The organism is Stenotrophomonas sp. PA-6-5C, from assembly GCF_021605635.1.
Classification (GTDB): domain Bacteria; phylum Pseudomonadota; class Gammaproteobacteria; order Xanthomonadales; family Xanthomonadaceae; genus Stenotrophomonas; species Stenotrophomonas lactitubi.
On the sequence record NZ_WKEE01000016.1, the window covers coordinates 35524 to 50687 of the forward strand.

Consider the following 15164-nt stretch of genomic DNA (forward strand, 5'->3'; position numbering starts at 1 on the left):
TATCGGCTGGGAGGAGGCGGGGCACCCTGACCAGGACACGCAAAAGCCCCTCCATGGTGCTCGATGGCGCCATCCATGGCGCCAACGGTCCTGACCAGGGTTCCCCGCCTCCTCCAGACAGTTTCCTGCGAGCGCGGCAGCAGGTCCACCAGAGGGATTGCGTTTGAAAAGCTTGAAAAGCAAAGAGCCGGGCAACGCCCGGCTCTTTGCTTTTTGCTCTTCTTTGCCTTCCGCACCGTGGCGCAGGAAACCGTCGAGCAGGGTTGGATGGGCCGGCGCAGGACCGTTGGCGCCATGGATGGCGCCATCGAGCCCCCAGGGATGGGTTTACGGCGTGTCCTGCGCCGGCCCATCCGGCCCTGCCCCGCGACGACAATCAAGACGCCGCGGAGCAACGCTTTCGACTTAGAACTCCGCCGCCACCGTCATGAACACCTGCCGCGGCGCACTCGCATGGATCGCATACCGCGTGCCCTTCGGATCGGTCGGTGCGAACGAACTCAGCTGGCCCGCATAGCGCTTGTTGGTCAGGTTGGTCGCGTTCAACGACACCCGTACGTTGCGCAGGCCCAGGCCCGGGCCGAAGTCGTAACCGGCACCCGCATCGAAGGTGGTCACGCCCGGCACCGACTGGTCGTTGGTGTAGGTGTAGTAGCGTTTGCCGGTGTACTTGGCGCGCAGGCTGGCGAAGAAGCCGTCGCGGTTCCAGCTGATCTCGCTTGAGGCCATGCGCTGCGGCGTATCCACGGTGATCTTGCCGGCCACCGGTACGATCGCACCGCCCGAGGTGTAGTCATCCTCGTAGGTGGTCTTGTTCCAGGACAGCGCGTTGTACCACTGCAGGCCATCGATCGGCTTGAGGATGAAGGTCAGCTCGGCACCGTGGCTCTTCACCGAACCGACGTTGATGAAGCGCGTCACGCACTCCGGACGCGTGCCGACTTCGATGCTCGAGCACGGGTTCAGCGACAGCAGGCGGTTGTCGAACTTCACGTTGTAGGCGGCGATCGAGGCCTGGTATTTCTCGCCGAAGGTACGGAAACCCGCTTCCAGGCTCTTGGACTTCTCCGGCTCCAGGCCGGCGCTGGCCGCGAACGATTCCGGCGACACCTGCAGCGGGCCACCGCTGCCGCCGCCGACGAAGGCAGCGATGTTCTCGGCATACGAGGCGAACACCTCATTGTTGGCGTTGAGCTTGAAGCCCACGCCCAGCTGTGGCAGCACCGATTCCTTCGCGGTCAGCGTGCCCGAGGCAATGCTGGTTTCCACGCCCGGCTGGGCCTTGGCGGTCATGCGGGTGTTGGGGCTCTTGATGCCCACGTCCACGGTCAGGCGCTGGTCGAGGAAGCGCATCCGGTCCTGCACGTAGAACTGGCGGGTACGGATGTCGAAGTCCTGGTTGAACAGGCGGCGGTCCGGGTTCTGCAGGTACAGGTCGTCCAGGAACGGGCCGCTGATGTAGTAGAAATTGCGCGAGACGTTATGGTCGTTCTGTTCGTACCACACACCGGCTTCCAGCTCATGGATGCCGACCGTCCACGACAGCGCGGCGGTCACGCCGTCGCGGTTGATGGTGTAGTTGGTGCTGCGGATCGAGATCGGCAGCATCTTGTCGGTGCCCGGGTAGGACGGCTGGCCCGGTGCCCACCAGTGGCCCTGGCCACGGTTCTCATGGTGGTAGCCCAGCAGCTTCAGGCGGCCCTGCTCACCCAGGCGGATGTCGGCGTCGATCGAGTACAGGTTGTCGTCGCGCAGCGCACGGCTCTGGTAGTACGCATCGTCGATGCTGTTGACGCCGCCGCTGAACGCGCAGCGCGCCTTGTTGTAGGTGCCCGGTGCACAGTACGCAGCCGCGACGGCGCGATCCCAGTCCGGTGCATAGATGTTCCAGTCATACCCCAGGCCGCGCGCCAGCATGTCCTTGGACAGATAGGCATAGTTGGCCTGGCTGGCGCGCGAGGTGGCCACAAAGGCACCGAAGCGGTTGTCGCCCACATTCCACACCGCCTTGGCGTTGAACTGGCGGGTGGTCTGGTTCTGGTACGGCGCGGCCCACATGTCCTGGTCCTGGTGCACGCCGGAGACATAGGCCGAGAAGCCGTTGATGTCGCCGGTATCCACCCGCAGGTAGCCGCGGCGCTGGTTGTCGTCGCCGACGGTGATGCTGGCGCGGCCGCCGAATTCGGTGGACGGATCCATCGAGAAGTACTGGATGGTGCCGCCCAGGTTGCTGGTCGAGGCCACGCCCAGCGAACCGATGCCCTGCGACAGCTCGGCGCCGGCCAGGTTCTCGGCGATCAGTGCACGGGCGATGCTCAGGCCGTTGTAGTTGCCGTAGCTGTTGTCACCCAGCGGAATGCCGTCCAGCGTGTAGCCCAGGCGGCTCTTGTCGAAGCCGCGCAGGCTGATGGTCTGCGATTCTTCATTCGCACCGAACGCATCGTTGGACTGCACCGACACGCCGGGCAGGCGGTCGAGAATCTTCTGGCCGCTGGTACCCGGCGGCAGCACCTGCTTGTCGACGGTGGTGATGCGCTGCACCTGGCGGGTCTCGCCCTGGCCGATGACCGAGACGGTATCCAGCGTCTGCGCGCTCAGCGCGGTATCGGCGGTGGCGTCGGTGGCTTCAGCGGCGTGGGCGCTGGCGGCGGAAAGCGCGATCGCCACGGCGATCGTCAGGTATCGGGTCTGCATGATGGTCCATTGCATGGGGGATGGTCACCGGCCCGGGGACGCGGTGCATGGCCACTATGCGAACGGAACATGAAACCTTGTTTACGAAAAACCAACGAACGGCGTCGCGGGGGGAAGCCGCGCAGGGCGTGAATCTACCGGGGGAGGGGAGTAGACCCACGCCCTGCGTGGGAAAGCGCTAGCCCATGTACAGGCCACCGTTGACCGGATAGTCGGCGCCGGTCACGTAGGAGGCTTCATCCGAAGCCAGCCAGGCACACAGGCCGGCCACTTCTTCCGGGCGGCCCAGGCGCCGCACCGGCACCGACGCGGCCAGCCGGTCCAGCACGTCCGGCGGGAAGCTGCTGATCGCCTGACTGGCGATGTAGCCCGGCGACAGGGTATTCACGGTGACCCCGCGCGAAGCGACTTCAGCGGCCAGCGCACGGCTGAAACCGTGCATCGCGGCTTTTGCCGTGGCGTAGTTCACCTGCCCGATCTGGCCCCTGTGGGCGCTGACCGAACCGATGTTGATGATGCGGCCCCAGCCACGCGTGGCCATGCCATCGACCACCTGCTTGGTCAGGTTGAACAGCGAGTTGAGGTTGGAGGCGATCACCGCATTCCAGTCCTCCACCGTCATCTGCCGGAACAGCAGGTCGCGGCTGCCGCCGGAGTTGTTGACCAGCACGTCCACCTCGCCGACTTCGGCACGCACCTTGGCGAAGGCCGCCGTGGTCGACGCCCAATCGGTCGCGTTGCCTTCGGAGGCGATGAAATCAAAGCCCTGTTCGCGCTGCTCGCGCAGCCAGTTGGTCTTGCGCGGCGAGTTGGGTGCGCAGCCGGCGACCACGGTATGGCCGGATCGGGCCAGGCTCTGGCAGATGGCAGTGCCGACACTGCCCATCCCGCTGGTGACGTAGGCGATGCGAAGAGTCATTGCAGAACGCTCCTTGGTAAGGGAATCAGGTCGTGAAGGGATAGAGACCGAACAACAGGCCGCCGATCATCAGCAACAACGAAATGGCGATCGCCCACTTCAGGGTGAACTTCTGGTGGTCGGCGAATTCGACCTTGGCCAGCCCCACCAGCAGATAGGTGGAGGGCACCAGCGGGCTGAGCAGGTGCACCGGTTGCCCGGCCAGCGACGCGCGGGCCATTTCCACCGGCGTGATGCCGTAGTTGCCGGCCGCCTCGGACAGGATCGGCAGCACGCCGAAGTAGAACGCGTCGTTGGACATGAAGAAGGTGAACGGCATCGACGCTACAGCGGTGATCACCGCCAGGTACGGACCCCAGCTGTCGGGGATGATCGCCAGGAAGCTGTGCGACATCGCCTCGACCATGCCGGTGTTGTTGAGGATGCCGGTGAAGATGCCCGCGGCGAAGATCAGCGCCACCACCGACAGCACGCTGCCGGCATGGCTGACCACGCGGCGGCGCTGCTCGGCCAGGTTCGGGTAGTTGATCACCAGCGCGATGGCGAAGCCGATCATGAACAGCACCGGCATCGGCAGCACACCGATGATGAGGGCGCTCATCAGGGCCACGGTCAGCGCCAGGTTCACCCACAGCAGCCTGGGGCGCTTGGTGTCTTCGGCATCTTCCACGGTCGGCAGCGTGTTGCCGTCGTCGGACACGCTGTTGTCCATCCAGCTGCCACCCTTGGGCAGGGTCACCACGCCAAGGCGACGGCGCTCCTTCAGGCCCAGGTACCAGGCCAGCAGCAGCACACCGGCGCAGGCGATCACCATCGACGGAATCAGCGGCACGAACACATCGGCCGGGTCCACGTGCAGTGCGGTGGCCGCACGTGCGGTCGGGCCGCCCCACGGCGTCAGGTTCATCACACCACCGGCGAGGATGGTCACGCAGGTCATGTTCAGCGCGTTCATGCCCAACCGCTGGTACAGCGGCAGCATCGCCGACACGGTGATCATGTAGGTGGTCGAACCATCACCATCGAGCGAGATCAGCATCGCCAGCACGGCGGTGCCAAGCACGATCTTCATCGGGTCGCCCTTGACGAAGCGCAGGATGATCCGCACCAGCGGATCGAACAGGCCCGCATCGATCATCACGCCGAAGTAGAGGATGGCGAACATCAGCATCACGCCGGTCGGCGCGATCTTCTTGATGCCTTCCAGCATCATTTCGTCGATGCCGGCAGCGAAGCCACCGATCAGAGCGAAGATGATGGGAATGGTGATCAGGGCAACGAGTGGCGACAGTCGTTTGCTCATGATCAAGTACATGAACGTAATGACCATGCCAAAGCCGAGGATGCTCAGCATCATCTGCGGACTCCTTGAAGAATCAGGATGTGGGGAAGTGGAAGGGGCTGACGTTTAGAAGTCGAACTGCAGGCGCCCGGTGACCGCGCGCGTGCGATCCACCGTGGTGCCGGCCAGGCGATCGCGGTTGCGGCTTTCGATCACGTTGAGCATGAAGCGCAGGTTGTCGCGCAGGTACCAGTTGCCGCCCAGCGTCCAGCCTTCAGTGCTGCCACGGCGCAGGTCGGGTTGGCCATCGAGGTGCTGTGCGCCCCACATCTGGTCGTAGCGCAGGGCCACTTCGAAGGCACCGGCCTTGTGGCGGATGTTCTTGACCCGGGCGAAGCGGCCGGTCTTGCGGTCGTAGGCACGGCTTTCGCCGGTGACGAACCAGCTGAGCATGCCGTAGGCGGCCATCACATCACCGCGCTGGGCACCATCATCGAAGGTGGCGCCGCTGAACTCGCCCTGCCAAGACAGCGGACCACGCACCTGCGCATATTCCAGCGACCACTTGTTGACGTCGGTATCGCGACCGGCAGAGAAATCGACCAGGGTCAGGCGGCTCTCGTCGGACAGATGGCCGGCCGGGCGCGGGCGGATCTTCAGGCCCGGCGTACCGTTGCCGCCCGGGTTGTCGTAGGCTTCGCGGGCCAGCGACAGGCCCAGGTGCAGCACGTCGCCCTCACTGGGGGCCGGTGCCCAGGTGACGCGGCCACCGGCGGCGCGGCCCTTTACCTGCCAGGCATCGATGCTCTCCAGGCTGTACACGCTGGCCGCCCAGGTGAAATCGCCCGGATTGGCCTGCCAGGAGGCGCCCAGACGGTACAGCGGTGCCAGCGTGGTGCCGGCGTTGCCGCGCTCCAGGAAGCTGCCGTAGTTGGAGCCGGTGCGGTCATCCAGCGAGAAGTACTGCTTGAACTGGCCCACGGTGAGCCGGCCGGCATCGCCGAAGCTGCGGCTCAGGTAGACGTCTTTGGCCTCGACGCGGTCGCCGGAGAAATCGGCTTCCAGCTTGTAGTCGACCACGAAGAACTTGCCGGAAACGTCAACCCAGGCACGGCGGATCTCGGTGTCGTCCTTGTTCGGCGTACCCCGGTTGTCGTTGTCGAAGGTGGCGAAGTCCAGGTGCAGGCGGCCGCCGACCGTGGCGGTCACCGGACGCTCGTCCTCTGCGAAGGCCGGCGCGGCCAGCGCAGCCAGGGCCATCATGGCGGCAGGACGCCGCCAGGCAATGCTCAATTCCACAAACCCTCCCAGGTGCACGCCAGGCGCGCGGCAATCGTGGGCACCGGACGGTGCGCGGCCGCAGTCTGTGTCGCGCAAGCTGTCATCGTCCTGTCAGCGGTTTGTGCGGTGCAGCGTAAAAGACCGCCGGGCATGGCCCGGCGCTACCCATGCGGTGTACCCCGGTAGCGCCGGTCCATGACCGGCGGGCGGACCCTGCGCCATGCGGTAGCATTCGTTTCCCCCCTTACGCCGCCGCCCATGCGCCTGCTGCTGGTCGAAGACAACCCGGACCTGGCCGATGCGATCATCCGTCGCATGCGCCGCAGTGGTCACGCGGTGGACTGGCAGGCCGACGGTCTGGCCGCTGCCAGCGTGCTGCGTTACCAGAGTTTCGACCTGGTGGTGCTGGATATCGGCCTGCCCAAGCTGGATGGGCTGCGGGTGCTGGCCGGCATGCGTGAGCGCGGCGACAGCACGCCGGTGCTGATGCTGACCGCACGCGATGGCATCGAAGATCGCGTGCAGGCACTGGATGTCGGTGCTGACGACTACCTGGGCAAACCTTTCGACTTCCGTGAATTCGAAGCGCGCTGCCGGGTGCTGCTGCGGCGTGCACGTGGGCAGGCCAGTGAAGTGGTGCAGATCGGCGGCTTCCAGTTCGACAACGCTGCGCACCGGGTGACCCTGGATGGCGAGCCGATCGAGCTGCCCAACCGCGAATATCGTTTGCTTGAGATCCTGGTGGGCCGCATGGGCCAGGTCGTGGGCAAGGATGAGATCGGCAATGGTCTGTTCGGCTTCGATGACGAAGCGGGGCCGAACGCCATCGAGCTGTATATCGGTCGCCTGCGCAGGAAGCTGGCAGGCGCGCCGCTGCGCATCACCACCGTGCGGGGCGTCGGCTATCTGCTTGAAGCCAGCGACGGCAGCGGCGACGCCGATGGCTGACGCACGCGCTGCGAACGCCGCACCGGGCTCGTTGCGGCGCACCCTGCTGCTGTACCTGGGCGCGTTGCTGGCGGTATTCGCAGTGGCGCTGCTGTTCGCTGCACGCGACTACGGCCAACGCGCGGCCAACCGCTCCTACGACCATCTGCTGGTGTCCTCTGCGCTGTCGATCGCCGATTCGGTGGCCTTGGTGGACGGCCAGTGGCAGGTGGATCTTCCGTATGCTGCGCTGGACCTGCTGGCGATGGCGCCGGAGGACCGCGTGTTCTACCGGGTTGCCGACAGCCGCGGCACCCTGATCACCGGCTACGGCGACCTGCCCGCGTCGCCGCGTCGGCCGGGCACGCAACCGCAGTTGTTCGATGCGCCCTACAGCGGCGAGACCGTGCGTTTCGTCGTGGTCGGCCGCAGCTTTGCCGCTGCCTCCGCGCAGGGCGAGGTGCAGGTGCAGGTGGGGCAGACGCGGCGTGCGCGCGAAGCGGTGGCGCAGGAACTGGTCACCCGCGCGCTGCTGGCCATCGGGGTGCTGTCGGGATTGCTGCTGGCGCTGGTGGCGTTCGGCGTGCACCGTGCCTTCCGGCCGCTGGTGCGGGTCGAGCGCGAGCTGTCGCGCCGTGAGCCGTCCGACCTGAAGCCGCTGGATGCGCGCGTGCCGCGCGAGATGGACCAGATGGTGGCAGCGCTGAACCGCTTCATGGAACGCCTGTCCAGCAGCAATGAAACCCTGCGTGCGTTCATGGCCGAGGCCGCACACCAGATGCGCACGCCGCTGGCCGCGCTGCGCGCGCAGGCGCAGCTGGCACTGGATGACGACGACCCGCAGGACATGCGGCGCAGCTTGCTGGCGATCGAGCGCAACGCCACCCACATGAGCCGCCTGCTCAACCAGCTGCTCAGCGATGCCAGCGTGATCCATCGATCACATCTGCAGCGCTTCGCCACCGTGGACCTGGCCGAGACCGTGCACCAGGCCCTGCACGAAGCGCTGCCGCAGGCAGGCCCCACCCCGCGCGTCCAGCTGGCGGTGATGGCCGAACCGGTGCAGGTGCATGGCGACGCGCTGCTGCTGCGCGAGGCAATCAAGAACCTGGTCGACAACGCGCTGAAGTACGGCGGCGATGGCCCCTTGCAGATCGCGCTGACCGCCGAGGGCGGGCAGGCCGTGCTGACCATCGCCGACCACGGTACGGGCATCGCCGCGGCGGATGCGGAACGCGTGTTCGAGCGTTTCGCGCGGGGCGAGGGCGCGCCCTCCGGCGGTGCGGGTCTCGGTCTGGCCATCGTCAAGCGGGTGGTCGACAGCCATGGCGGCCAGATCGATCTCAGCAATCGACCACAGGGTGGCCTGGTCGCCACCATCCGCCTGCCCCGGAGCAGCACATGATCCGCCTGTTCGCCGCTGTGCTTGCCCTGCTGTTGGCCGTGCCGGCCCTCGCTGCGCCGGGCGATGTACGCCGCTTCCCCGCACAGGGCACCGCCACTGCACAGCTGCGCATCCACGGCACCACCGATATCGAGGTGTTCGCTGAGGTCATCGCCGACTACCAGCGGCTGCATCCGGGCAGCGAGGTGGTATACGAAGACATCATCACCCAGGACCTGTACGCGCGTTACCTGCATGACCGCGCCGGACCTGCGTCGCCGGACCTGCTGATCTCCAGCGGCATGGACCTGCAGACCAAGCTGGTCAACGACGGCCATGCGCTGCCGCACCGCTCGCTGCAGACCCAGGCGCTGCCAGCGTGGGCGCAGTGGCGTGGCGAGGCGTTCGGCATCAGCTACGAACCGGTGGTGATGGTCTACAACACCCGCAGGCTGCCGGCTGCGAAGGCGCCACACACGCGTCGACAGCTGCTGGACCTGCTGCGCGCGGAAGGCGCGCCGTTGCGCGGCAAGGTCGGCACCTACGACATCGAACGCAGCAGCGTGGGCTACCTGCTGGCGACCCAGGACGCCCAGCGCGGCAGCATCGCCGGGGCCCTGCTTGGTGCGCTGGGGGACAACGCGGTGGTGCGCGAGGAGCGCACCGGCGTGCTGCTGGACCAGGTAGCCAGCGGCCAGTTGTCGCTGGTCTACAACGTGCTGGGCTCGTATGCGCAGGCGCGGATCGATGCGGGCGCACCGCTGGCCATCGTCGAGCCGGAGGACTACACGCTGGTGGTGCTGCGTACCGCGGTGATTCCGCGCACCGCAGCGCACCCGCAGGAAGCGCGACGCTTCCTCGACTACCTGCTGTCGCCACGTGGCCAGCAGGTGCTCGCGCGTGAGGCGCGGCTGATGCCGATCGTGCGCGGCGATGCACGCGGCGATGATGCGCCCGGCCGCAGCCGCCGCCCGATCCAGCTCGGCCCCGGTCTGCTGGTCTACCTGGATGCGCTCAAGCGCCGCCAGTTCCTGGATGCCTGGCGCAGCAGCGTGGAGCCGACGGGGCGCTGATGCCCTGGTAGCGCCAGCCAATGCCCGGCGTAGGCCGTTTGCTGCCCGTACAATGGGCGCATGAGCGAATACACCATCCTGATCGCTGACGACCACCCGCTGCTGCGTTCGGCGGTGGTGCAGTCATTGCGGCAGAGCCTGCCGCTGGCGCAGGTGCGCGAGGTCGCCAGCGCCGAAGCACTGGCTGCGGCGCTGGATGCGCAGCCCGATGTGGATCTGGTGCTGCTGGACCTGACCATGCCGGGCGCGCATGGTTTCTCCGCGCTGCTGCACGTACGCGGCTCGCACCCGGACATCCCGGTGGTGATCCTGTCCTCCAACGATCATCCCCGGGTGATCCGCCGCGCGCAGCAGTTCGGCGCCGCCGGATTCATCCCGAAGTCGGCCCCGGCCGAAACCATCGGCGAGGCGGTGCAGGCGGTACTCGATGGTGGCCTGTGGTTCCCGGCGATGGCCGCCGAGCGTTCCGAGGCCGACGCGCTGCTGGCCAGCCGTTTGGCGCAGCTCACGCCGCAGCAGTTCCGGGTGCTGCTGTGCCTGGCCGACGGCCTGCTCAACAAGCAGATTGCCTATGAGCTGGGGTTGGCCGAGAACACGGTGAAGGTGCACGTCACCGCGATCCTGAAGAAGCTTGAATGCCACAGCCGCACCCAAGCGGCAGTGTTGGTGAAGGCGCTGGAGCCCGAAGGTGATGCGCGCGCTGGGATGGATGGCTGATCGCGGCAGGACATTGAATTGACCCGTGTATCAGGTCGTTGTTGATTCTGTTCCGCTTCCTCGATCAGTTTCCGTTGATTGAATTCAGTTCCGGATCGGTAGAGAACATGAATCTGTTCTCGTATCCCGCACCGATACCCTCAGATACTTCCGCGTAGCTGTATGTGGGAGACGATCGGTCTGACGCCAGCCTCTGGCCCCATGCCTGGTGATCGGCATTGCTTCGGGCTCGAGCGATTCCAATGCATATGCTCAGGCCGCACGTAAGGCGCTCAAGAACGGCGTTCTGATCCATTGCGCGCATGAGAGACGATCGATAGTGCCTGGCCAGGTCCTGCGCATCCGGGCTGGATGCTGCGTCGATGGTCATGCGATCGATTGCTTCATAGGTACTACGGCTGGACCGCAGAAGGTCTTCAGCAGTCTGGCTTGAGATGCCTCTGTTCTGCATGAATCCAGACTCGACCTGAAGGTACTCGGATGTGCGTTCCGTACTATTCCTGGCCGACGCCGAAATGCGTTGATTCGATATGGTGCGGCCACGCGGGTTGGCTGATTCTGTTGTGTCTGGATGACGCTGGCTGATGCTGCTTTTTTCTGTAGTTGTCTGTTGATTCCCATCTTCTTTCGATGATTTTCCATCGATGCATCCGCTGCAGCAAAGGCCGAGAAGCGTCGCCACGATCGGGCTGAAATATCTTGTGAATGCAGGAGGTACGGGAGAAACGGGCACGATCAATGCCTCTGGTCTGGCTGGCCGATTGGCCCGGTCATGCAATTTTCTGATCTTCAGCAACGGTGGTAAGTAGGGCAATGGCTCGTCTGCTGTTCAGACTATGCCCATCCTCTATCCATGGGGGCGATCGCTTTTCAGCCTCGTCTCAAAGAGCGGCCGATGGTCCCCGCATGGTGCAGCAACTTTACCCGCGATGTCGCAACAGCAACTGCGTCATCAACGCACGCAGCGCCGGTGGCCGCACGGGCTTGAGCAGGAAGCCCCAGCCGTTCTCGGCAGCATGCGCCTTCAGCGCATCATCGCGCTCGGCGGTCACCAGGATCACCGGCGGCCGCGCTTGCCATAGCGTGCACAGCGCTTCATACAGGTCCGGTCCGTGCCACTGCCCCATGCGCACGTCCAGCAGCAACAGCTGCGGCACGTTCAACGCGCTGGCGATTTCCACCGCGCCCTGCGGGCCGTCGGCAAGTTCCACATTGCAGCCCCAGCGTTCCAGCAGGGCACGGGTCGCCGCGCAGACATGCGGGTCATCATCGATGCTCCATACGTGACATTGGCGCAGTGGGCTGTCATCAGACGGCTCGGTCGCGATGACCGGCGCCGCCGGCGGTGCAATCACCTCGTCGGCGCGCCCGAGTGCCACGCTGACGGCGAATACGCTGCCCTTGCCCAGCGTGGAACGCAGGCTGATGCGGTGGCCGAGCAGGCGGCCGATGCGCTCGACGATGGCCAGGCCCAGGCCGGCGCCACGTTCCTGCTCCACGCCGTCGTTCAGGCGGCGGAATTCTTCGAAGATCTCACCCTGCAGACTTTCCGGAATGCCCGGGCCCTGGTCATGCACCTCGATGCGCAGCTGGTCACCTGCGCGCCGGCAGCCGATCAGCACGCGTCCACGTGGCGTGTAGCGCAGCGCATTGGACAGGAAGTTCTGCAGGATGCGCCGCAGCAGCGCTTCGTCGCTGACCACAACCGCGCGGGTGTCAACCCAGTCAAGCTGCAGGCCACGGCTCTGTGCGGCGATGCCGAACTCGCGCGCCAGGGTTTCCAGTAAAGGCGAAAGCGCAAAAGCGCGCACGCGGACCTGCAACGATCCCGACTCCAGCCGCGAGATATCCAACAGACTGTTTAGGATCGCGTCCTGCGCCGCCAGCGCGGCGTCGATATGGTCGCTGGTCTGCTGCTGTGCGGGGTCACTGAGCTTGCCGCGCAGCACCGACACGAACATGCGTGCGGCGTTCAGCGGCTGCAGCAGGTCGTGCACCGCCGAGGCGACAAAGCGGGTCTTGTAACGGTTGGCCTGCTCGGCTTCGCGGCGGGCTTCGTCCAGATCCTGCGTGCGCTCGGCCACCCGGTGTTCCAGCGCATCGGCCAGCGAGCGCAGTTCGCGTGCAGCGTTCTTGTAGCTGGTGATGTCGGCATAGCTGGTGACGAAGCCACCATCGGGCAGCGGGTTGCCACGGATCTCCAGCACCGTGCCGTCGTCCTTCTCGCTCTCACGCATGTGCGGGCGACCGCTGCGCAGGTGGGTCAGGCGGCGTTCGATGGCCTCGTCGATCGGGCCGGGGCCCAACAGGCCACGACGTGCGTTGAAGCGGAACAGCTCTTCGATCGGGCGGCCGACCCGCACCAGCCCCGCCGGGAAACGGAACAGCTCCAGATAGCGCGAGTTCCACGCCACCAGACGCTGCTCCTTGTCGATCACCACCACGCCCTGTGGCAGATGTTCAAGGCTGCGGCTCAAGCCAACGTCGGCGTCGGTGGCGGCTTCCAGCAGGCCATCCTGGGCGGTGCGCAGCTCCTGTGCGTGCTGTTTGAGCAGGGTTTCCAGTTCGCGGCGGCTGCGCTGGCGATGCTTGGACAGGCGGCGCCGTTGTTGCACGAACAACACCAGGAATCCCAGCGCCAGCCATGCGGCGGCGCCAGCCACGGCCGCGCCCCGGCCAGCGCTGGTGGCGGCGCTCGCGTCATGCAGCAGATGCAGGCTCCAGTCTTCGTCGGGCAGCGCCAGGGTCTGCCACAGCATTGCCTGCGGCAGTGGCGGGTCGAGCAGGCGGACCATGCGGCCGCCATCGGCCAGCACATCTTCGGTGCGCACGCGCAACGGTTGCAGCGAGCGATCGGCATACTGCCGCGCCGCGCGCATTTCGTTGCGTTCCTCCGCGCCGAGCGGGCGCAGCAGGCGGTAGCGCCAGGCATCGCGGTTGGCCAGGAACACCACGTCGTGGTTGTCGCTGGTCAGCACCACGTCCGGGCTGTTCAACCATTCCTGTTCCAGCGCGGACAGCTCGATCTTGATCACGATCACGCCGATGCGCTGGCTGTCGGCATCCAGGATGGCTTCGGACATGAAATAGCCGGGCACACCGGTGGTCATGCCGATGCCGTAGAAACGACCACGGCCATGAGCCAGTGCTTGCTGGTAGTAGGGGCGGTAGCTGTAATCCTCGCCGACGTTGCTGGTCGGCTGGTCCCAATTGCTGGCGGCGACGGCCACGCCATCGCGGCCGACCAGGGTCAGCGTCGAGGTGCGGGTGACCTGGTTGGCGCGCTGCAGTTTCAGGTTCAGGCGTTGCCGCTCGGCGGGCGAGGGCGGTACCCGCAGTGCGTGCTGCAGGTCCGGGTCCAGCGCCATCACCTGCGGCAGGGTGCCGAACCGGTCGATGCGCTGTTGCAGCCCCTGGCCATACAGCTGCAGCTGGCGCTGCACCTGTGCGCTTTCCGTGCCGAGGGCGCGACGCCAGGCGTAGTGGCCGGCGGCGACCGCGCACAGCACGGTGCCGGCCACCATCACCAGAACGGTCAGCAACTGCAGGCGGTGGCGGCTGAGCCAGTACATGGCGGCAGTCTACGCAGGGCCGGCGGGCGCGGTGTACACGCCCGCCGGGATCTGACACGTGGAAGGGATCAGAAGTGCATCTGCGCGCGAAGTTCGAAGATCTCCGGGGTGCTGTGCACGCCGCGACGGCTGGCGTCGACCTTCACGTAGTTGGCCTGGAACTTGAAGTGGCTGGTCAGGTACCAGTTCGCGCCCAGGGTCAGGTCGTGCTGGCGGCCGCCGAAGATGCTGCCGTCGTCCAGGTCCAGGCGACTGTAGCGGGCCACCAGTTCCACCGCACCGTAGTCGTGCGCCGGCTTGATGTTGGCAACGGCGCCGGCGTTGTACGGGCGCGATTCGCCGGTCAGCACCCAGCTGGCCATCGCGTACTGGCCGTGGCCGGTGTAGTCGGGCTTGCCATCATTGCGGGTGACGGTGGCCTGCAGCGCTTCGGCCTGCAGCGAGAACGGACCGCGGATCCAGATACCTTCCAGGCCGGTGCGGCGGATCTGGTCGGCAGTGACCAGTGCGCCCGAATCGACAAGACGGATGTCGGTCAGGCCGGCTTCCGGACGGGCGCGCAGGCGCGCGCTGGCTTCGTGGTGGACGTCGCGGCCATCGTGGTAACCGCGCGGGTTTTCCTGCGAATAGGCCAGGCCCAGGTGGATCACATCGCCCGGTGCCTTCACCGGCGTCCACACCGCACGTACCGCCTGGGTGGTGCCGGGGTTGTCGCCCTGCAGGTCCTTGCCGCCATAGGCGCCGGCCTGCAGCAGGTACTGCGGACGCTCCAGCACCCATTCCACACCGGTACGGCGGCCTGCGTAGAACGCCTGCACGGGCAGCGCGGTCTCCAGGAAGCTGCCGGCACGCGAGGAGGTGTTGGCATCCAGGCCGACCGGGGTCTTCATGTAGCCGAAGCGGAAGCGGCCGACATCGCGGCCGAAGAACGCCTTGCTCTCGAAGCGCACGAACACGTCCAGCCAGGTGTCGGCCTGGAAGTCGTAGTAGACCATCGCGTCGTACACGCCCTTCTTTTTCAGGGTCGCGCCGAATTCCTTGCGGCGCACCGCGTCGTCATCCTCGATGCCGCTGGCGGACGAGAAGTCGTTGTAGTCGTAGGCGATGTTGGCGGTAGCGGCCAGTTCGGTGCCGTCGCCGAAGGTGTACTTGGTCGGCCAGTTGTCGAAATCGGCAGCCGAAGCGAAGGCGGGAAGCGCCGCCAGGGAAAGGGCGAGCAAGGTGGGAATCGGGCGCATGATGGTGCGGCTCTCTCAGATTGCGTGTGGACAGGACAACAACGGCCGCAATGGCCGGAACTTTCGCAATGACGCGC

General features: G+C 66.1%; 10 protein-coding genes. 4 read left to right on the plus strand and 6 right to left on the minus strand.

The features are described from left to right. Positions 1-405: 405 nt before the first annotated feature. From GIW57_RS09200 to GIW57_RS09215, 4 genes are all read right to left on the minus strand, one after another. Positions 406-2694, minus strand: coding sequence for a TonB-dependent receptor (locus GIW57_RS09200; protein WP_236510174.1), 2289 nt, complete (start codon positions 2692-2694; stop codon positions 406-408). A gap of 178 nt (positions 2695-2872) precedes the next feature. Beyond that, positions 2873-3613 carry an acetoacetyl-CoA reductase gene (phbB, locus tag GIW57_RS09205; protein WP_236510176.1) on the minus strand — a complete coding sequence of 247 codons (741 nt, stop codon included), beginning with the start codon at positions 3611-3613 and terminating at the stop codon, positions 2873-2875. A 25-nt stretch (positions 3614-3638) separates the two neighbouring features. Next, positions 3639-4967: a CitMHS family transporter gene (locus tag GIW57_RS09210; RefSeq protein ID WP_089238097.1), complete on the minus strand. Its 1329-nt coding sequence runs from the start codon at positions 4965-4967 to the stop codon at positions 3639-3641. A 54-nt stretch (positions 4968-5021) separates the two neighbouring features. After that, on the minus strand, positions 5022-6158 hold the full coding sequence (locus GIW57_RS09215) for a porin (protein WP_236510231.1): 1137 nt from the start codon (positions 6156-6158) through the stop codon (positions 5022-5024). Positions 6159-6434: 276 nt separating this feature from the next. Between GIW57_RS09215 and GIW57_RS09220 the strand changes: the two genes are divergently transcribed. Genes GIW57_RS09220 through GIW57_RS09235 form a run of 4 tightly spaced genes read left to right on the plus strand, consistent with a single transcriptional unit; the run spans position 6435 to position 10277 of the window. Then, positions 6435-7124, plus strand: a complete 690-nt coding sequence (locus tag GIW57_RS09220) for a response regulator transcription factor (protein ID WP_236510178.1) — start codon at positions 6435-6437, stop codon at positions 7122-7124. Further along, a complete protein-coding gene (locus GIW57_RS09225) occupies positions 7117-8508 on the plus strand; it encodes a sensor histidine kinase (protein ID WP_236510181.1) in 1392 nt (463 codons plus the stop codon). Before GIW57_RS09220 ends, GIW57_RS09225 begins: the two co-directional genes overlap by 8 nt. After that, entirely contained in the window at positions 8505-9560 is a 1056-nt protein-coding gene (locus GIW57_RS09230; RefSeq protein WP_236510183.1) for an ABC transporter substrate-binding protein, read from the plus strand. Before GIW57_RS09225 ends, GIW57_RS09230 begins: the two co-directional genes overlap by 4 nt. 60 nt (positions 9561-9620) lie before the next feature. Further along, positions 9621-10277, plus strand: coding sequence for a response regulator transcription factor (locus tag GIW57_RS09235; protein ID WP_099820992.1), 657 nt, complete (start codon positions 9621-9623; stop codon positions 10275-10277). Positions 10278-11197: 920 nt separating this feature from the next. Here the strand turns inward: GIW57_RS09235 and GIW57_RS09240 are convergent. Beyond that, a complete protein-coding gene (locus GIW57_RS09240; RefSeq protein ID WP_236510185.1) occupies positions 11198-13849 on the minus strand; it encodes a PAS-domain containing protein in 2652 nt (883 codons plus the stop codon). A gap of 68 nt (positions 13850-13917) precedes the next feature. After that, a complete protein-coding gene (locus tag GIW57_RS09245; protein WP_236510188.1) occupies positions 13918-15087 on the minus strand; it encodes a porin in 1170 nt (389 codons plus the stop codon). Between the last annotated feature and the right edge of the window lie 77 nt (positions 15088-15164).

Coding starts and splice junctions, on each gene's coding strand:
- GIW57_RS09235 (WP_099820992.1), top strand. CDS start 9,621: ATGAGCGAATACACCATCCTGATCGCTGACGACCACCCGCTGCTGCGT.
- GIW57_RS09225 (WP_236510181.1), top strand. CDS start 7,117: ATGGCTGACGCACGCGCTGCGAACGCCGCACCGGGCTCGTTGCGGCGC.
- GIW57_RS09200 (WP_236510174.1), bottom strand. CDS start 2,694: ATGCAGACCCGATACCTGACGATCGCCGTGGCGATCGCGCTTTCCGCC.
- GIW57_RS09215 (WP_236510231.1), bottom strand. CDS start 6,158: ATGATGGCCCTGGCTGCGCTGGCCGCGCCGGCCTTCGCAGAGGACGAG.
- GIW57_RS09245 (WP_236510188.1), bottom strand. CDS start 15,087: ATGCGCCCGATTCCCACCTTGCTCGCCCTTTCCCTGGCGGCGCTTCCC.
- phbB (WP_236510176.1), bottom strand. CDS start 3,613: ATGACTCTTCGCATCGCCTACGTCACCAGCGGGATGGGCAGTGTCGGC.
- GIW57_RS09220 (WP_236510178.1), top strand. CDS start 6,435: ATGCGCCTGCTGCTGGTCGAAGACAACCCGGACCTGGCCGATGCGATC.
- GIW57_RS09210 (WP_089238097.1), bottom strand. CDS start 4,967: ATGCTGAGCATCCTCGGCTTTGGCATGGTCATTACGTTCATGTACTTG.
- GIW57_RS09230 (WP_236510183.1), top strand. CDS start 8,505: ATGATCCGCCTGTTCGCCGCTGTGCTTGCCCTGCTGTTGGCCGTGCCG.
- GIW57_RS09240 (WP_236510185.1), bottom strand. CDS start 13,849: ATGTACTGGCTCAGCCGCCACCGCCTGCAGTTGCTGACCGTTCTGGTG.